The organism is Geodermatophilus africanus (assembly GCF_900107105.1).
GTDB lineage: Bacteria > Actinomycetota > Actinomycetes > Mycobacteriales > Geodermatophilaceae > Geodermatophilus > Geodermatophilus africanus.
In genome coordinates, this window is sequence record NZ_FNOT01000001.1 from 492,090 (window position 1) to 510,288 (window position 18,199).

General features: G+C 74.6%; 16 protein-coding genes and 1 riboswitch. Of the genes, 6 read left to right on the forward strand and 10 right to left on the reverse strand.

Annotation, left to right across the window (positions count from 1 at the left end):
- Positions 1-74: 74 nt before the first annotated feature.
- The 4 genes from BLW63_RS02270 (at position 75) to BLW63_RS02285 (ending at position 4,905) form a co-directional block, all read left to right on the forward strand.
- Positions 75-2,903, forward strand: a complete 2,829-nt coding sequence (locus BLW63_RS02270) for an aconitate hydratase (protein WP_091150975.1) — start codon at positions 75-77, stop codon at positions 2,901-2,903.
- Positions 2,904-2,912: 9 nt separating this feature from the next.
- Positions 2,913-3,674, forward strand: a complete 762-nt coding sequence (locus BLW63_RS02275; RefSeq protein WP_091150978.1) for an SDR family oxidoreductase — start codon at positions 2,913-2,915, stop codon at positions 3,672-3,674.
- 119 nt (positions 3,675-3,793) lie between these two features.
- The gene (locus tag BLW63_RS02280) at positions 3,794-4,486 is read left to right on the forward strand and encodes a sirohydrochlorin chelatase (protein ID WP_244522297.1); all 693 of its coding nucleotides are present in this window, start codon (positions 3,794-3,796) and stop codon (positions 4,484-4,486) included.
- 27 nt (positions 4,487-4,513) lie between these two features.
- Positions 4,514-4,579: riboswitch (guanidine-III (ykkC-III) riboswitch) on the forward strand.
- Positions 4,580-4,590: 11 nt separating this feature from the next.
- The gene (locus BLW63_RS02285) at positions 4,591-4,905 is read left to right on the forward strand and encodes a DMT family transporter (protein WP_091151212.1); all 315 of its coding nucleotides are present in this window, start codon (positions 4,591-4,593) and stop codon (positions 4,903-4,905) included.
- An 86-nt stretch (positions 4,906-4,991) separates the two neighbouring features.
- Here the strand turns inward: BLW63_RS02285 and BLW63_RS02290 are convergent, their stop codons facing one another.
- The 5 genes from BLW63_RS02290 to BLW63_RS02310 form a co-directional block, all read right to left on the reverse strand.
- Positions 4,992-5,456: an SgcJ/EcaC family oxidoreductase gene (locus BLW63_RS02290; protein WP_091150980.1), complete on the reverse strand. Its 465-nt coding sequence runs from the start codon at positions 5,454-5,456 to the stop codon at positions 4,992-4,994.
- A gap of 43 nt (positions 5,457-5,499) precedes the next feature.
- Positions 5,500-7,392 (reverse strand): ABC transporter ATP-binding protein, encoded by a 1,893-nt coding sequence (locus tag BLW63_RS02295; protein WP_170856592.1) that lies wholly within the window; start codon positions 7,390-7,392, stop codon positions 5,500-5,502.
- Positions 7,393-7,477: 85 nt separating this feature from the next.
- Complete coding sequence (locus BLW63_RS02300; protein ID WP_170856593.1) at positions 7,478-8,227, reverse strand: enoyl-CoA hydratase/isomerase family protein; 750 nt, start codon at positions 8,225-8,227, stop codon at positions 7,478-7,480.
- 23 nt (positions 8,228-8,250) lie between these two features.
- On the reverse strand, positions 8,251-8,478 hold the full coding sequence (locus BLW63_RS02305) for a helix-turn-helix domain-containing protein (protein ID WP_091150986.1): 228 nt from the start codon (positions 8,476-8,478) through the stop codon (positions 8,251-8,253).
- 386 nt (positions 8,479-8,864) lie between these two features.
- Positions 8,865-10,466, reverse strand: a complete 1,602-nt coding sequence (locus BLW63_RS02310; RefSeq protein ID WP_091150988.1) for an ABC-F family ATP-binding cassette domain-containing protein — start codon at positions 10,464-10,466, stop codon at positions 8,865-8,867.
- A gap of 127 nt (positions 10,467-10,593) precedes the next feature.
- Here BLW63_RS02310 and BLW63_RS02315 point away from each other — a divergent pair, with 127 nt between their 5' ends.
- Positions 10,594-12,753: an SCO7613 C-terminal domain-containing membrane protein gene (locus tag BLW63_RS02315; RefSeq protein ID WP_091150990.1), complete on the forward strand. Its 2,160-nt coding sequence runs from the start codon at positions 10,594-10,596 to the stop codon at positions 12,751-12,753.
- A 71-nt stretch (positions 12,754-12,824) separates the two neighbouring features.
- Entirely contained in the window at positions 12,825-14,621 is a 1,797-nt protein-coding gene (locus BLW63_RS26585; protein ID WP_170856594.1) for an SCO7613 C-terminal domain-containing membrane protein, read from the forward strand.
- Positions 14,622-14,781: 160 nt separating this feature from the next.
- Here BLW63_RS26585 and BLW63_RS02325 read toward each other — a convergent pair whose 3' ends face one another.
- The 5 genes from BLW63_RS02325 to BLW63_RS02345 all read right to left on the reverse strand — a co-directional run bounded on the left by BLW63_RS02325 (position 14,782) and on the right by BLW63_RS02345 (position 18,197).
- Complete coding sequence (locus BLW63_RS02325; protein ID WP_091150994.1) at positions 14,782-15,171, reverse strand: metal-sulfur cluster assembly factor; 390 nt, start codon at positions 15,169-15,171, stop codon at positions 14,782-14,784.
- Positions 15,168-15,641 carry a Fe-S cluster assembly sulfur transfer protein SufU gene (gene sufU, locus BLW63_RS02330; RefSeq protein WP_091150996.1) on the reverse strand — a complete coding sequence of 158 codons (474 nt, stop codon included), beginning with the start codon at positions 15,639-15,641 and terminating at the stop codon, positions 15,168-15,170. The genes BLW63_RS02325 and sufU overlap by 4 nt, the downstream gene beginning before the upstream one ends.
- Positions 15,641-16,969 carry a cysteine desulfurase gene (locus BLW63_RS02335; RefSeq protein ID WP_170856595.1) on the reverse strand — a complete coding sequence of 443 codons (1,329 nt, stop codon included), beginning with the start codon at positions 16,967-16,969 and terminating at the stop codon, positions 15,641-15,643. Before BLW63_RS02335 ends, sufU begins: the two co-directional genes overlap by 1 nt.
- 73 nt (positions 16,970-17,042) lie before the next feature.
- The gene (sufC, locus tag BLW63_RS02340; RefSeq protein WP_091150998.1) at positions 17,043-17,816 is read right to left on the reverse strand and encodes a Fe-S cluster assembly ATPase SufC; all 774 of its coding nucleotides are present in this window, start codon (positions 17,814-17,816) and stop codon (positions 17,043-17,045) included.
- A gap of 15 nt (positions 17,817-17,831) precedes the next feature.
- Complete coding sequence (locus tag BLW63_RS02345) at positions 17,832-18,197, reverse strand: non-heme iron oxygenase ferredoxin subunit (protein WP_091151001.1); 366 nt, start codon at positions 18,195-18,197, stop codon at positions 17,832-17,834.
- Positions 18,198-18,199 lie beyond the last annotated feature (2 nt).

Genomic DNA, 18,199 nt, shown 5'->3' on the forward strand with positions numbered 1-18,199 from the left:
GAGGTGGCGGGCTCCTGGGATGATGCAGGCTGGCAAGCAGCGCGACGGACCAGCTGAGGGGTAGGCGCAGAGACGTGGCAGCCAGCAAGGACAGCTTCGGAGCGCGGGCGACGCTGAGCGTCGACGGCACCGACTACGACATCTACCGACTCGACGCGGTGGAGGGCGCAGAGCGGCTGCCCTTCAGCCTCAAGGTGCTCCTCGAGAACCTGCTGCGGACGGAGGACGGCGCGGACATCACCGCTGACCACATCCGCGCGCTGGCGAACTGGGACCCGAACGCGGAGCCTGACCAGGAGATCCAGTTCACCCCGGCCCGCGTGGTCATGCAGGACTTCACCGGCGTCCCCTGCATCGTCGACCTGGCCACCATGCGCGAGGCCATGGCCGAGATCGGCGGCGACCCGCAGAAGATCAACCCGCTGGCCCCCGCCGAGCTGGTCATCGACCACTCCGTCATCGCCGACGTGTTCGGCACACCGGAGTCCTTCGACCGCAACGTCGAGATCGAGTACGAGCGCAACGGCGAGCGCTACCAGTTCCTCCGCTGGGGCCAGGGCGCCTTCAGCGACTTCAAGGTCGTCCCCCCGGGCACCGGCATCGTGCACCAGGTCAACATCGAGCACCTGGCCCGCGTGGTCTTCCCGCGCCAGGAGGGCGACCGCGTGATCGCCTACCCCGACACCTGTGTGGGCACCGACTCGCACACCACCATGGTCAACGGCCTGGGCGTGCTGGGCTGGGGCGTCGGCGGGATCGAGGCCGAGGCCGCGATGCTCGGCCAGCCGGTGTCGATGCTCATCCCGCGGGTGGTCGGGTTCAAGCTGACCGGGCAGCTGCCCGACGGCGCCACTGCCACCGACCTGGTCCTCACCATCACCGAGATGCTGCGCCAGCACGGCGTGGTCGGGAAGTTCGTCGAGTTCTACGGCGAGGGCGTCTCCGCGGTGCCGCTGGCCAACCGCGCCACGATCGGCAACATGAGCCCGGAGTTCGGCTCGACCGCGGCGATGTTCCCCATCGACGAGGAGACCATCGGCTACCTGCGGCTCACCGGCCGCTCCGACGAGCAGGTGGCGCTGGTCGAGTCCTACGCCCGGGAGCAGGGCCTCTGGCACGACGCGTCGCGCGAGCCGGCCTTCTCCGAGTACCTGGAGCTGGACCTCGCCACCGTCGTCCCGTCGATCGCCGGTCCGAAGCGGCCGCAGGACCGCGTGGCGATCACCGACGCGAAGGCGTCCTTCCGCGAGGCGCTGCCGACCTACGCGCCCGTCGACGAGATGCAGGCGGACGACGACGACGCCCCGCGCGACGCCGGGTCCAGCGTCGACGAGGCGGTCGAGGAGACCTTCCCGGCATCCGACCCCGCCAGCCCCTTCGCCCACGGCAACGGTGACTCCGGCAAACCGCACGGCGCCTCCCACGGCACGGTGGACGGCGACCGGGCCACCAGGCCCACGCGCGTGGTCATGGAGGACGGCACCGAGACGTTCGTCGACCACGGCCACGTCGTGATCGCCGCGATCACGTCCTGCACCAACACGTCCAACCCGCAGGTCATGATCGGCGCGGCCCTGCTGGCCAAGAACGCCGTCGAGCGCGGTCTCACCACGAAACCGTGGGTGAAGACGACGCTGGCCCCCGGGTCGAAGGTCGTCATGGACTACTACGAGAAGGCCGAGCTCACCCCGTACCTGGAGAAGCTCGGCTTCTACCTCGTCGGCTACGGCTGCACGACCTGCATCGGCAACTCCGGGCCGCTCCCCGAGCCGGTCAGCCAGGCCGTGAACGAGGCCGACCTCGCCGTCGTCTCGGTCCTCTCGGGCAACCGCAACTTCGAGGGCCGGATCAACCCCGACGTCAAGATGAACTACCTGGCCAGCCCGCCGCTGGTCATCGCCTACGCGCTGGCCGGGTCGATGGACGTCGACCTGAACAACGACCCGCTGGGCCAGGACCCCGACGGCAACGACGTCTTCCTGCGCGACATCTGGCCGTCGCCGCAGGAGGTCCAGCGGACCATCGACGAGGCCGTCTCGGCGGAGCAGTTCGGCCGCAGCTACGAGGACGTCTTCGCCGGCACCGAGCAGTGGCAGAACCTGCCCACGCCGACCGGTGACACTTTCGCGTGGGACGCCGGGAGCACCTACGTCCGCAAGCCCCCGTACTTCGAGGGCATGCCGGCCGAGCCCACCCCCGTGGAGGACATCACCGGTGCCCGCACCCTCGCCGTCCTCGGCGACTCGGTGACCACCGACCACATCTCCCCCGCGGGATCGATCAAGGCCGACAGTCCGGCCGGGCAGTACCTGCGCGAGCACGGCGTGGAGCGGCGGGACTTCAACTCCTACGGCTCCCGGCGCGGGAACCACGAGGTGATGATCCGCGGCACGTTCGCCAACATCCGGCTGCGCAACCTGCTCGTCCCCGGTACCGAGGGTGGCGTCACCAAGAACCACCTCACCGGCCAGACGACGTCGATCTACGACGCGTCGGTCGGCTACCAGGAGCAGGGCATTCCGCTGGTCGTGCTGGCCGGCAAGGAGTACGGCTCCGGCTCGTCGCGCGACTGGGCGGCCAAGGGGACGGCGCTGCTGGGCGTCAAGGCGGTCATCGCCGAGAGCTACGAGCGGATCCACCGCTCCAACCTCATCGGCATGGGCGTGCTGCCGCTGCAGTTCCCGGCCGGCCAGGACCGGGAGTCGCTCGGCCTGACCGGCGACGAGGAGTTCACGATCACCGGGATCACCGAGCTCAACGAGGGCCGGACCCCGCGGACGGTCAAGGTGCAGGCCGGCGACGTCGAGTTCGACGCCACCGTCCGGATCGACACCCCCGGTGAGGCGAACTACTACCGCAACGGCGGGATCATGCAGTACGTGCTGCGCTCGCTGCGCGGCTGACGACGCCGCATGGACCTAGGCCTGGGCGACCGCGGCTACCTGGTCACCGGCGCGAGCCGAGGGCTGGGGTTCGCGGCGGCCCAGGCCCTCGTCGTCGACGGGGCGCGCGTGCTGGTGAACGCGCGCTCCGCCGACGCCGTGGACGCCGCCGTCGCCGCCCTGGGCGGGCCGCCGTCGGCGCACGGCGTGGCCGCCGACCTCACCGACGCCGGCACGGCCGAGCGGCTGGTCGCCGCCGCCCGGGACCGGCTCGGCCGGGTGGACGGCGCCCTGATCAGCGTCGGCGGCCCGGAGCCCGGCACCGTGCTCGACACCCCCGAGAACGCCTGGCGGGACGGCGTCGAGGGCGTGCTGCTCGGCCCGCTGCGGCTGGTGCGCGCGCTGGTCCCCCACCTCGCCGAGGGCGCCGTCATCGGCTTCGTGCTCTCCACCTCCGCCCGGTCCCCGCTGCCGGACCTTGCTGTCTCCAACGGCCTGCGCCCGGGCCTGGCCATGACCGCCAAGCAGCTGGCCGACGAGCTCGCCCCCCGCGGGATCCGGGTGGTGGGGCTGCTCCCGGGCACCTTCGCCACCGAGCTGGTCGTCGGGCGCGAGGAGGCCTCCGGCGACCCGGCGCGCGTCCGGGCCCGTGCCGAGGCCGACATCCCCCTCGGCCGGGTCGGCGAGCCCGCCGAGTTCGGCCGGGTGGCCGCCTTCCTCCTCTCCCCCGCCGCCTCCTACGTCACCGGCACCAGCGTCGCGGTCGACGGCGGCCGGCTGAGGACGCCGTGAAGGAGGACCCCCTCGCCCCCCGGGAAGGACCCCCCTGCCCCCCGCCGCTCACGAGCTTGCGGCGGGACCCTGCAGGCGGGCCGATCGACGCCTGGGGCGGGTCCCTGCGAGGGGGCCCGGTGCTCGTCGCCTGCGCGCACGGCACCCGCAGCCCCACCGGACGCCGGCTGGTCGCCGAGCTGGCCCTGGCCGCCCGCACCCTGCGGCCCGGCCTGGTCACCACCGCCGCGTTCGTCGACGTGCAGCCGCCCACGGTGGCCGACGTGGTGGCGGGCCTGGCCGGGGGCGGCCGGCCCTCGGTCGTCGTCCCGCTGCTGCTGTCCGGCGGCTACCACGTGCACGTGGACATTGCCCGTGCCGTCCACGAGCACGCAGCGGCCCGCGCCGCCCGGCCGCTGGGCCCCGACCCGCGGCTGGTCGCCGTCCTGCACGACCGGCTGCTCGGCGCCGGCGCCGACCCGGACGACCCGGCCACCGCCGTGGTGCTCGCCGCCGCCGGCTCCAGCGACCCGCGGTCGGTCGCCGACGTCGAGGCCACCGCGGCCGCACTGCAGGAGCGCTGGACCGGACCGGTGACCACCGGCTACGGCTCGGCGGCCCGGCCCCCGGTGCCCGACGCGGTCGCCGCCGCCCGGACCACCGGCGCCCGGCGGGTCGTGCTCGCCGCCTACCTGCTGGCGCCCGGCCACTTCCATGACAAGCTCGGCGGGGCCGGCGCGGACACCGTCACCGCTCCCCTGCTGCCCGACGACCGGGTCGCCGCCGTGCTGCTCGACCGCTACGACGCCGCGGTCGCCGGCTGGTCCGCCTGACACCCCGCACCGCCCGTGGGACCATCGGGTTGGGCCGCAGCCCGGCCCCCGGACGAGCGGTGCCGTACCCGGACAGCGACAAGACGGCGCCTGCGGAGGCTGTCGTGTCCTGGCTCGTCCTCGTGCTGTCCGGTGTGCTGGAGGCCGTCTGGGCGACCGCGCTGGGTCGCTCCGAGGGGTTCAGCCGGCTGGGTCCGTCCGTGGTCTTCGGACTCGCCCTGGTACTGAGCATGGTCGGGCTGGCCTACGCGATGCGCGAGCTGCCCGTCGGGACGGCGTACGCGGTCTGGGTCGGCATCGGCGCGGTGCTGACCGTGGTGATCGCGATGGTCTCCGAGGAGGAGCCGGTGTCGGCCGTACGGCTGCTGCTGCTCGCCGGGATCGTCGGCTGCGTCATCGGGCTCAAGGTGCTGCACTGAAGCTCGGCGTGAGCCCCTGGAGGGTGGCCGTTCCAGCAGCTCGGCAGCCGCTTACAGGCGCTGTACCGGGATGACGTACCCGCAGGTCACTGCGGCGTCAGCAGCCCGCGTAGCTCCTGGGTGAGCGCCTCGCGGCCGCCGGGGTTCTGCTGCCAGGCCGCAGGGGTGGCCTGGAGCAGCGCGATCCGCCAGCGCCCGACGCCCTCGTCGGTGGCGATCACCGTGTGGACCGTGTGGTACCGCGGGTCGACGTCGTTGCCCCCGGGCGGGATCATCCCGGCGTTGGCCATGAGCACCGCGACGCCCGGCGCCACGGGCCGCACCGAGCGGACCACCGCGACGTAGGCGGCCGTCGGGTGGGTGCCGAAGATCTGCCGGAAGTCGGCCGCGATGGCCAGCCGCCCGTGGTGGTGGGTGCCGTCGTACCCGATGATGTCCCCGTCGTCGGCGAACGCAGCGGCGACCGCGGCGCCGCTGCGCCGGTTCCAGCCGTCGAGGAACTGGGCGTAGAGCGCACGGATCTGGGCGTCGTTCGGGTGCGCGGACGTCACGCTGGCTCCTCCTGCGTTGCTGGGACAGGAGTGACGGTAGTGGTCACGCCGCGCCGACCGTTCGCCCCTCGCCGACGGCGAACTGGGTGCGGTAGAGGTCGGCGTACCGGCCGCCGAGCGCCAACAACTCCGCGTGCGTGCCCGACTCCACGATGCGACCGTCGTCCACGACGAGGATCTGGTCGGCGCTGCGGATCGTGGACAGCCGGTGCGCGATGACCAGCGACGTCCGGCCCTCCAGCGCGGTGTCCAGCGCGTGCTGGACCGCCACCTCCGACTCGCTGTCGAGGTGCGCCGTGGCCTCGTCGAGGATCACGACGCCCGGCGCCTTGAGCAACACGCGGGCGATCGCCAGCCGCTGCTTCTCCCCGCCGGAGAGCCGGTAGCCGCGGTCGCCGACGACGGTGTCCAGGCCGTCCGGCAGCGACCGGATCAGCCCGCCGATGCGAGCGCCGCTCAGCGCGGCCCACAGCTCGTCGTCGGTCGCCTCCGGCCGGGCGTAGAGCAGGTTAGCGCGGATCGTGTCGTGGAACAGGTGCGCGTCCTGGCTGACGACGCCGATCGTGTCGCGCAGCGAGGCCAGCGTGGCGTGCCGGACGTCGACGCCGCCGACCCGCACGGTGCCGCTGGTTGCGTCGTACAGCCGCGGTACCAGGTTGGCGATCGTCGACTTGCCGGCGCCGGAGTGGCCCACCAGCGCGACGAGCCGGCCGGGCTCGACGCGGAAGGAGACGTCGTGCAGCACCGCCGTCGGCCCGCCGTGCTCGGGCAGCGACACGTCCTCCAGTGACGGTAGCGAGACGTCCGCGGCCGACGGGTAGCTGAACGAGACGTGCTCGAACTCGATCGACCGGTCGTCCGCGGGGACCGGGACGGCGTCGGGCTCCTCGCGGATCATCGGCTGCAGGTCGAGCACCTCGAAGACGCGGTCGAAGCTCACCATCGCGCTCATCACGTCGACCCGGACGTTGGACAGCGCGGTCAGCGGGCCGTAGAGCCGGGACAGCAGCAGTGCCAGCGCCACCACGTCGCCGGGGCTCAGCGACCCGGTGAAGGCCAGCCAGCCGCCGAGGCCGTAGACCAGCGCCGTGGCCAGGGCCGCAACGAGGGTGAGCGCGGTGAAGAAGGTGCGGCCGTACATGGCCGAGAGGACGCCGATGTCGCGGACCCGGGCCGCGCGACCGCGGAAGCCCTCGGCCTCCGCCTGGGGCCGGCCGAACAGCTTGACCAGCAGCGCGCCGGCGACGTTGAACCGCTCGGTCATCGTCGCGTTCATGGACGCGTTGAGCCCGTAGGACTCCCGGGTGATCTCCTGCAGCCGCCGGCCGATCCGGCGGGCGGGCAGCACGAACACCGGCACGAGGACCAGCGACAACGCGGTGATCTGCCAGGACAGCGAGAACATGACGCCGGCGGTGAGCACCAGGCCGATGGCGTTGGAGAGGACCCCGGACAGCGTCGAGGTGAAGGCCTGCTGGGCGCCGATGACGTCGTTGTTCAGCCGGCTGACCAGCGCCCCGGTCTGGGTGCGGGTGAAGAAGGCGACCGGCATCCGCTGCACGTGCTCGAACACCCGGCTGCGCAGGTCGTAGATGACGCCCTCGCCGATCCGCGCCGAGTACCAGCGGGTGGCCAGCGAGATGCCGGCGTCGACGACCGCGAGACCGGCGATGACCAGCGCGATGCGGACGACGTCGCCCGCCGTCCCCTCCAGGCTGGCGACGTGATTGACGATCCGCCCGGCCAGCAGCGGGGTCAGCACGCCGATGACCGACGAGCCGACCACCAGCAGCACGAACCAGGTCAGGTCGCGCCGGTAGGGCCGGGCGATGCCGAGGATGCGCCCGACGGTGCCCTTGGGCAGCTCCCGCGCGACGACCGACGGGTCGCGGCGGAAGGACCGCATCGCCGCCATGGAGGTCATGGGACCGCTCATGTCCATGCCACCTCCTCTCCCGTCCGCCCAACAGCCCGGCCGGGCGGGCTGTTCCGGAGGCAGTCTGGCAGCGCCCCCCGACGGTTCAGCGGCCGCCGACCAGCTCGGCCAGGCGGCGGGTCTGCGCGGCCCGCTCGGCGGCGTCCTGGGCCTCCGGGTCGTTGCGGACGGCGGAGCGGACCAGTGCCGCGGTCTCCCGGCTGGCCCCGACCGGCGCCGCCGTGAGCGCGGCGACGAGCGCGGCCACGGCCTTGTCGAGGCCGGCGGCGGGGACGACGGCGTTGGCCAGCCCGAGCGCGAGCGCCTCGGCCGCGGGCACCGGGCGGCCGGTCAGGCAGATCTCCATCGCCCGCGAGTAGCCCACCAGCTCGGTCAGCGTGCTCGTGCCGGTCAGGTCGGGCACCAGGCCGAGCGTGGCCTCGGGCAGCTGCAGGTCGGCGTCCTCGGTGAGCACGCGCAGGTCGCAGGCGAGGGCGAGTTGGGCGCCGGCGCCGATGGCGTGGCCCTGCACCGCGGCGATCGAGACGATCCCCGGCGAGCGCAGCCAGCGGAACCCGCTCTGGTAGCGGCGGATGCGCTCCTGGGTCTCCTCGGCGGGCAGCCGGCCCAGCTCACCGAGGCCGCCGGCGGTGCCGGGGTCGGCGCTGAACAGGCTGCGGTCCAGGCCCGCGGAGAAGGAGCGCCCCTCACCGCGGACGACGACGACCCGCACGTCGTCGTCCAGCGAGGCGCCCACGTCGGCGAGTGCGGTCCAGGTGGCCGGGGTCTGCGCGTTGAGCCGGTCGGGGCGGTCGAGGGTGACGGTGAGGACGGCGCCGTCGCGGGCCGTCCTCACCCACCCGTCCTGAGCGGGACCGCTCAACTCTTCTTGCTGTTCCGGTTGGCTCCCCCGCGGCTGCGCAGCGTGGCACCGGACTCCGACAGCAGCCGGTGCACGAAGCCGTAGGACCGGTTGGTCGACGACGCCAGCGAGCGGATGCTCTCGCCGCCGTCGTAGCGCTTGCGCAGCTCGTCGGCCAGCGACGTCCGGTCGCCTCCGGTGATGCGCTTGCCCTTGCTCAGATCCGCGGTGCTCGAGTCGGCCATGACTCCCCTCCGTCAGCAACCGGCGGCGGGCCCGTGGCCCGCCGAGGCTGCTCGTCCCGTCGGCGCCGGGCCCCGCTGACCTCGACGTCCCACCTCCTCATGATCACCCGACCGGGCGACCCCGGCCACGCGAAGGGGGCAGGAAGCTGGAAGGTCGCGGGTCGAGAGCTGTGCGGGCCCGTGTGCGCTTGGGACGCCGTCCACCGCGCGCCCCGCGACGACGGGCCGTCACAGGTGCCGGCGTCCCGGCCGGGAACGGCACGTGGCCGCGGTGCGGGGTCCCTGGGAGCGGGGGGCCGGAGGCTCCCCCGAGCAGGGACGGGCAGGGCTCCACGGCGGCCGGGGACGGCGCGTGGCCGCGGTGCGGCCCGGTAGGGCCGCAGTGACTAGGCCAGCTCGACGAGGTCGGCGAGGTCCTCGCTCCAGGCGTCCTCGGTGCCGTCGGGCAGCAGGATCACCTTGTCCGGGTCGAGCGCCCGCACCGCGCCCTCGTCGTGCGTGACGAGCACGATCGCCCCGGCGTAGGTGCGCAGCGCGTCGAGCACCTGCGCGCGGCTGGCCGGGTCGAGGTTGTTCGTCGGCTCGTCGAGCAGCAGCACGTTGGCACCGGACACGACCAGCGTGGCCATCGCCAGCCGGGTCTTCTCGCCGCCGGAGAGGGTGCCGGCACGCTGGTCGGCGGCGTCCCCGGAGAACAGGAAGGCGCCGAGGATCCGGCGCAGCTCGGTGTCGGTGCTCTGCGGCGCGGCCGCGCGCATGTTCTCCAGCAGCGAGCGGTCGTGGTCGAGGGTCTCGTGCTCCTGCGCGTAGTAGCCGATGCGCAGCCCGTGCCCGGGCTTGACCTCGCCGGTGTCGGGCGCCTCGGTGCCGGCCAGCATGCGCAGCAACGTCGTCTTCCCCGCGCCGTTGAGCCCGAGGACGACGACGCGCGCGCCCCGGTCGACGGCCAGGTCGACGTCGGTGAAGACCTCGAGCGACCCGTAGCTCTTCGACAGCGCCTCGGCGGTGAGCGGCGTCCGGCCGCAGGAGGCCGGCGTCGGGAACCGCAGCCTGGCCACCCGGTCGGCGACGTGGACCTCCTCGAGCCCCGCGGCCAGCCGCTGCGCGCGCTTGTCCATGCTCTGCGCGGCCTTGGCCTTGGTGGCCTTGGCACGCATCTTGTCGGCCTGCGCGGTGAGCGCGTCGATCTTGCGCTCGGTGTTGGCCCGCTCCTGCCGGCGCCGGCGCTCGTCGGTCTCCCGCTGCGCGAGGTAGGGCTTCCAGCCGAGGTTGTAGACGTCGACGGTCGCCCGGTTGGCGTCGAGGTGCCACACCTTGTTGACGACGGCGTCCAGCAGCTCGACGTCGTGGCTGATGACGATCAGGCCGCCCGTGTGCGAGGCGAGGAATGACTTGAGCCAGGTGATCGAGTCGGCGTCGAGGTGGTTGGTGGGCTCGTCGAGCAGCAGCGTCTCGGCGTCGGAGAACAGGATGCGGGCGAGCTCGACGCGGCGCCGCTGGCCGCCGGACAGGGTGCGCAGCGGCTGGGTCAGCACGCGGTCGGGCAGTCCGAGCGCGGTGCAGATGCGGGCTGCCTCGCTCTCCGCGGCGTACCCGCCGAGGGCGGCGAACTGGTCCTCGAGGCGGCCGTAGCGGCGCACCGCCCGGTCCCGCTCGGCGTCGTCGGCCGGCTCGGCCATCGCGATCTGCGCCTTGGTCATCTGTGCGCGGAGCACGTCGAGTCCGCGGCCGGACAGCACGCGGTCGCTGGCGGAGGTGTCGAGGTCGCCGCTGCGCGGGTCCTGCGGCAGGTAGCCGATCTCCCCGCTGACCTCCACCTTGCCGGCGTGCGGCAGCCGCTCGCCGGCGAGCGTGGTGAGGGTGGTGGTCTTGCCGGCGCCGTTGCGGCCGACGAGGCCGATGCGGTCGCCGGGCTGCACGCGGAGGTTCGCGTCACTGATGAGGACGCGAGCCCCGGCGCGCAGCTCGAGGCCGGTCGTCGTGATCACTGATCCCAGGATAGGCGCTCCGCCGAGCCCTCCTGCCCGGCTCCCGGGTGATATCGGCGGCATCCGTCGTCCACAGACGGGCGAACCGGCTCCCACAGGGGGCTCCGCAGCCGCCACCATCTCGGCCATGACCTCGACGTCCGGCCCCTCCTGGGGTCTGCCGTGCCCGGTGTGCGGCCGGCCGAGCGCCGGACCGGGACCGGCGCCCTGCCCGTCCTGCGGACTGCCCGCCGTGGGCGAGGCGGCCCGCGTCGTCGCCCGCATCGGGGCGACCATCGACGAGCTGGTCCGTGACCGCGACCGGCTGCTCGCCACCCTGCGGGCGGCGACGGCGACGGCGACGGCGACGGCACCGGCACGGGCACCGGCACCACCGCCCACCCCGGTGACCGTCCGGCCCACCGCACCCCCGCCGGCGCCCCCTCCCGCTCCGCCCGCGGCCACACCGTGGCCTTCCCCACCCTCGATCGACGAGCGCTCCCCCGTGCCGCCGCCCTCGCGCCGGGTCAGCCCGCAGCAGGTGCTCCTGGCCCTGGGCGCGCTGCTGGTGGTCGCCGCGGGCATCGCCTTCGTCGCGGTCGCCTGGACCCGGCTGGGCCTGGTCTTCCAGTCCGCCGTGATGGCGACCGTCACCGCCACCGCCTGCGGCGTCTCGGCGTGGACGGCGCGCCGCGGCCTGCGGGCCACCGAGGAGGCGCTGGCCGCCGCCGGGGCGGCGCTGCTCGCCGTCGACCTCGGCGCGGCGCACGCCCTGGGGCTGTGGGGCCTCGACGGCGTCCCGGTTCGGCTGTGGACCGCGGTCTCCTGCGCCGTCGTCGCGGCGGTCGCCCTCGGGCTGGGCCGGTGGACCCGCAGCACCGTCACCTGGCCGCTCACCGCCCTGCTCGCCGTCCAGCTCATCCCGATCCTGCTGGTGCCCGCCGACGCCGTCGCCGGGTCCGCCGGGGTGGCGGCCGCGCTGGGCACCGCGCTGCTCGACGTGGTCGTCCTGCTGCGTCTGCGTGCGGTCCTCGCGCCCCTGGCACAGGCGCTGGCCGGCCTGTGGGCGGTGGTCGCCGCGGCGGGTGGCGTGGCCCTCGCCTGGGTGGGGACGGCGGTCGACGCGTGGACGGCGACGGCGCTGCTGGCCGCCGCCGGCGCGGTCGGGGTGCTGCTCGGCCAGGACACGCGGCTGGCCGGCCGGCTGCCCGCCGCCCCGGTCCTCGCGGGCGCCGCTGCCGCGAGCACCGCCGTGGCGCTGACCGGCGCGCTGGCGCGGGCGGACCTCGCCGGGCAGGTCGCCGCCGCGGCGCTGGGACTCGTGCTGCTCACCGCGGCCGTGCCCGCCGCCCCGCGATGGACCCTGCTGGCCGCGCTCGTGCCCTCCGGCGGGCTGCTGATCGCCGGCGGTGCGGCGCTGCTGGCGGTGGAGGGCCGCCTCGGCGTCCTCGGCCTGGTGGTCCTGGCCGGAACGGTGCCCGCGGTGCTGGCGGCCGTCCGGCTGCCGGCGGGCAGGCCGGGCGCCACGGTCGCCGCGCTGCTGTGCCCGGCCACGGCGCTGCTGCTGATCCGGGAGGAGGGCTGGCTCGGCACGGCCGTCGCCGGCCTGCTCGCCGCGCTGGTCGCGGCCGCCGGGTTCGCCGTGGCCGCCGCCCGCGCCGATCGGCCCGAGGAGCCTGCGGCGGCCGGCGCGGCGGCCCTCGTCACCCTGCTGGCGGCGGTGGCTACGGCGGAGGCGGGCGCCTGGGGTCAGGTGGCCGTCCAGCTCGCGATCGCCGGTGCCGCGGGCGGCGGCTATGCCCTGGTCACGCACCGACGGGACGTGGCGGTGCTCGCGGTCGCGGACCTCGTGGTGGCCTGCTGGGTGGCCGCGGGTGGTGCGGCGGTGCAGACGGTGGAGGTCTACACGCTGCCGGCCGCCGTGGGGTTGCTCGTCGCGGCCCTGCCGCAGCCGCGCGCCGGCGCCCGGTCGTGGGCGGCGGAGGGCGCGGCGGTGGCCACCGCGGTGGTGCCCTCGGCGCTCGTCGTGGTCGCCGAGCCGTCGGCGCTGCGGCTGGTGCTCGTCGTGCTGGCCGCCGGCGCGCTGACCGTCGTCGGCACGCTGACCCACCGGCAGGCGCCGTTCGTGGTGGGCGCCGCGTCGCTGGCGTTCGTGGTGCTGGGCCGGCTGACGCCCTACGCGCCGCTGGTCCCGCGGTGGCTGACGCTGGCGGTGGTCGGGCTGCTGCTGCTGGCGCTGGGTGCGACCTACGAGCGTCGGCGGCAGCAGGCCCGCGAGGCGGTGGCCTGGGTGGCGCAGATGCGCTGACCGGCCGCAGCGCGCCGGGGGGCGCCCCGCCCTACCGTGGACCGGTCGCACGGACGCGGGAGGGGGAGGTCGTGGGCTCAGCTCCGGTGCCGCCGCTCCCCTACCGCGCCCGCCCGCCCCAGCTGCTGCTGGTCGTCGGCGCGGTGCTGGTCGTCAGCGCCGGCGGGACCGCGGCCGCGGTCTACGGCGGCGGGTCCGCCCGCGTGCTGCTGCTGGCGCTGGCCGCGGCGGCCGCCGGCGCCTCGGCCTGGGGCTCGTCCGCCCGGCTGCGCGCCACCGAGGAGACCCTGGCCGCCGCCGCGGTCGCGCTGGCCGTGCTGGGCACCGACGCCGGGACCCCGCTGCTGCGCGGCTCCGCCGTCCCGCCGCTGGTGCTGGGCGCCGTCTTCCTCGTCCTCACCCGGGTGCTGCGCCGCCCCGTCACCTGGCCCCTGGCCGCCTGGCTGGCCGGGCAGCTGGCCGCGCTGCGCGCCCTGGACGGCGCCGAGGCCGGCGTCGTCCGCACCGCCGGGGTGCTGTCCGTCGCCGTCGTCGGGCTGGGCGTGGCGATCGGCGCGCGCCGACTGGTCGCGCGGGTCGCGCTGGGGACCACCGCGCCGTGGTGGGTCGCCGGGGTGGCCGGCGCCCTGACAACGGCGTGGTCCGCCGACGCGCCCGCCCGGTGGACGTCGGCCGCGCTCACCGTGGTCGCCGCGCTCGCGCTCGTCGCCGCCCGGCTCGACCGTGCCCTGGAGCCGCTGCTCGGGCCCCCGGTCGCCGTCCCCGTCCTGGCGGGCGCGGTCTCGGGCGCGGCGCTCGGGGGCGCGCTGAGCGCCCCGGGGCCCGGCGCGGTGCTGCTGGCCGGCTACACGGGGGTGCTGCTCGCCGCGGCCGCCGCGGCCCTGCTCACCGGCTGGGTGCGCGGGCTGTTCCTGCCGGCGGCCCTCGCGGCGGGCGGCGCGCTGGTGGTGCTCAGCGTCGGCCAGCTGATGGCCGGGGCGCGGTGGCTGGAGCTGGTCCTCCTCCTGCTGCTCACGGCGCTCCCGTGCGTGCTGGTCGCGGTGCTGCGCAGCGAGGACCGGCCGGTCGCCGTGCCCGCGGCGGTCGGTTGCCTGGCGGGCGCCGCGCTGGTGGCGGCCGCCAGCGGGTTGATCGGCGCCGGCGCGGCCGCGGGGGGCCTGGGTCTGCTCTACGCGGTGTCCCTCGGCGCCGGCCTGGTGCTGGACCCGCAGACCCGGCGGGCCACCGTCGTCACCGGCGCGGTGTGCGCGGGCCTCGCCGTGGTGCTGTTGGTCGTCGCGCGGGACCGCGAGGCCCTGGCGGTGCAGCTGGCCGCGCAGGGGCTGGTCAGCTGCGCGTGGGGCTGGCACGTCTGGCACACGCGCGACCCGCGGGACGGCCCGGTGGAGGGCTCACCCGCCTGGCGGGCCGGCGCCGCGCAGCTGGTGGGAGCCGCGTGGACGGCCGCCGCGCTGGCGGACTCGCCGGTGGTCGAGGCCTACACGCTGCCGGCGGCGCTCGGGCTGCTGCTGGCCGCCGGACCGCGGTTGGCCGACGGACCGTCCTGGCCGGCGTGGGGTCCGGGGCTGCTGGTCGCGGCGGTCCCGTCGGTGGTGTGGGCGGTCGTGGCGCCCGGGAGCACCCGGCCGGTCCTGGTGCTGGTGACGGCCGCCGCGGTGATGGCCGGAGCCGGGAGGAAGGCGGTGCGTGCGCCGCTGCTCGTCGGCGCCTGGACCGCGGTGGCGGTGGGCCTGGGCCTGGCGGTCGTGGCGCTGCCGCTGCCGGTCACCGGCGCCCTCGTCGTCGGGGTGGTGCTGCTGGCGGTCGGCGCCCGACGCGAGCGGTACCCGGTGGCCGGCTTCGGCGTCCGCCTCGCCGCCATGCGCTGACGCCCGTCCACCCGGGCACGCGAGCAGCCGGGTCGGCGGTCTCGACCGACACGGACCGGAGACGATCATGGCGCCGTGACCACCACCCGGGCGGGCGGAGTGGTCGCGGCGCCATGATCGCCGGCCCGCTGCAGGGCCGGCGTGGCGTGCTGGGGGGTCGCTAGACGCGGAAGCCGAGGGCGCGCAGCTGCTCGCGGCCGTCGTCGGTGATCTTGTCCGGACCCCACGGCGGCATCCAGACCCAGTTGATCTTGATGTCGTCGACCAGCCCGGGGCCGGGGCCGCCGGTGAGGGCCTGGCGCGCCTGGTCCTCGATGACGTCGGTCAGCGGGCAGGCCGCCGAGGTCAGCGTCATGTCGATGACGGCGACCTCGTCGACGACGTCGATGCCGTAGACCAGGCCGAGGTCGACGACGTTGACGCCGAGCTCGGGGTCGACGACATCGCGCATGGCCTCCTCGACGTCCTCGAGCAGGGCTGACTTGTAGGCCGGCGGGTCGCCCGGCGCGCCGTCCGTCGCGGGGGTGGCGTTCTCGGTGGTCTCGCTCATGCCTCATCGCCTCCAGTCGGGGTGGTGGCCGCCAGCGCGCGGGCGGACGCGTCCTTGAGGGCCATCCAGCTCATCAGCGCGCACTTTATCCGCGCCGGGTACTTGGACACGCCGGCGAACGCGATGGCGTCCTCCAGCTCGTCCTCGAGCTTCTCGGCCACCGACGCGTCGCCCTTGCTCTGCATCAACGTCATGAAGTGCTCGCCGGTCTCCAGCGCCTCGGGCACCGACCGGCCGACGACGAGCTCGTACATCGCCGACACGGACGCCTGGCTGATGGAGCAGCCCATCCCCTCGTAGGAGACGTCGGCGAGGGTGTCGCCGTCCAGGTGCACCCGCAGGGTCACCTCGTCACCGCACGTCGGGTTGACGTGGTGCACCTCGGCCTCGAACGGCTCGCGCAGCCCGCGGCCGTGCGGGTTGCGGTAGTGGTCCAGGATGATCTCCTGATACATCGACTGCAGCTGCATCAGCTCACCTCACCCTGTCCAACACCGAAGAAGCGCTGGGCTTCCCGCACGGCGTCGGTCAGGGCGTCGATGTCGTCGTAGCCGGTGTGCACGTAGAACGTGGCCCGCGTCGTTGCCGGGACGCCGTAGCGGCGCACCACCGGCCAGGCGCAGTGGTGGCCGACCCGCACCTCGACGCCGAGGTCGTCGAGCACCTGACCCACGTCGTGCGGGTGGATGCCCTCGACGGTGAAGGAGACCGCCCCGCCGCGGGCCACGGTGTCGGGTGGGCCGATGACCGTGACGCCGGGGATCTCGGCCAGCTTCGCCAGCGCGTACGCGGTGAGCGCCTCCTCGTGCCCCTGCACCCGGTCCATGCCGAGCTGCTGCAGGTACTCGACGGCGGCGGCCAGCCCGATCACCTGGGCGGTCATCGGGACGCCGGCCTCGAAGCGCTGCGGCGGCGGCATGAAGGTGCTGCCCTCCATGCGCACGACCTCGATCATCGAGCCGCCGGTGAGGAAGGGCGGCAGCGCGTCGAGCACCTCGTAGCGGCCCCACAGGACGCCGACGCCCGTGGGCCCGAGCATCTTGTGGCCGGAGAACACCAGGAAGTCCGCGCCCAGCGTGGTGACGTCGACCGGCTGGTGCGGCACCGACTGGGCGCCGTCGACCAGCAGCAGGGCGCCGACCTCGCGGGCCCGCGCGGAGATCTCCCCGAGCGGGTTGATCGTGCCGAGGATGTTCGACTGCTGGGTGACGGCGACCAGCCTGGTCCGTTCGTTGACCACGGTGGCGAGGTCGGAGAGGTCGAGGCGGCCGTCGTCGGTGAGGCCGAGCCAGCGCAGCGTGGCGCCGGTGCGCTCGCACAGCTGCTGCCAGGGCACCAGGTTGGCGTGGTGCTCCATCTCGGTGACGACGATCTCGTCGCCCTGCCCGACGGCGTACCGCCGGAACTGCTCCTCCTTGGCCGTGGCCGCGTTCGACAGTGCGTAGGCGACCAGGTTGATCGCCTCGGTGCTGTTGCGGGTGAACACGACCTCCTCCGCCGGCGCACCGATGAACGCGCCGATGGTCGCGCGGGCCGCCTCGTAGCGGGCGGTCGCCTCCTCCGCGAGCTGGTGCGCGCCGCGGTGCGGTGCGGCGTTGCAGGTCAGGTAGAAGTCGCGCTCGGCGTCGAGCACGCTCAGCGGCTTCTGCGACGTGGCCCCGGAGTCGAGGTAGACCAGCCGCTTCCCGTCCCGGACGGTGCGGGACAGGATCGGGAAGTCCGCCCGGATCGCCTCGACGTCCAGGGGCAGGGGCACCTGCTGCGCCCCGGCACCGGGACGCGAGACGGTCTGGGTCACAACCCCTCCTCGCTGGCGCTCGTCGGGTCCGTGACCCGGGTCGCCGTGCTCATGGGTGACCTCGCGAGCTCGGTCACGCCTTCGCGGTCTCCCTCGAGTCCTTGACGTACGCGGCGTAGCCCTCGGTCTCCAGCTTCTCCGCCAGCTCCGGGCCGCCCTCCTCGGCGATCCGGCCGTTGACGAAGACGTGCACGAAGTCCGGCGTGATGTAGCGCAGGATCCGCGTGTAGTGGGTGATCAGGAGGACGCCGATCTCACTCTCCGAGCGGGCCCGGTTGACGCCCTCGGAGACGACTCGCAGCGCGTCGACGTCGAGGCCGGAGTCGGTCTCGTCGAGGATCGCGATGGCCGGCTTGAGCAGCCGCATCTGCAGGATCTCGTGGCGCTTCTTCTCACCGCCGGAGAAGCCCTCGTTGACGTTGCGCTCGGCGAAGGCGGAGTCCATCTCGAGGAGGTCCATCTCGCTCTTGACGTCCTTGACCCAGGTGCGCAGCTTGGGGGCCTCGCCCTTGATCGCGGTGGCGGCGGTGCGCAGGAAGTTCGACACCGAGACGCCGGGGACCTCGACCGGGTACTGCATCGCCAGGAACAGGCCGGCGCGGGCGCGCTCGTCGACGCTCATGGCGAGGACGTCCTCGCCGTCGAGGGTCACCGCGCCCCCGGTGATCGTGTACTTCGGGTGGCCGGCGATCGAGTACGCCAGGGTCGACTTGCCCGACCCGTTCGGCCCCATGATCGCGTGCGTCTCGCCCGAGCGGACGGTCAGGTCGACGCCCGTGAGGATCTCCTTGGCGTCGTTCCCCTCCCCCACGCTGACGTGCAGGTCGCGGATCTCCAGAACGGACACTTCTCTTCTCGCTCCTCAGTTGCCGGCTGCGCGGGGGAGGACGTCGTCGGACACGGCGCTCGCCTCCGTGTCGACGAGCACGTCCTCCCCCTCCACGCGGACCGGGTAGACGTCGACCGGCTCGGTCGCCGGCAGGTTGGTGGGCTCGCCGGTGCGCAGGTCGAAGCACGACCCGTGCAGCCAGCACTCGATGGTGGGGGCGCCGTCGAACTCCTCGACGTCGCCCTCGGACAGCGGGACCTCGGCGTGCGAGCAGACGTCCTGAACCGCGTACACGTCGTCCTCGTACCGGACGACGGCGACGTCGATGTCGGACAGCTCGACCCGCAGGGCGCCGTTCTCGGGCACCTCGGAGAGTGCGCAGACCCGCTCGAAGGCCATGG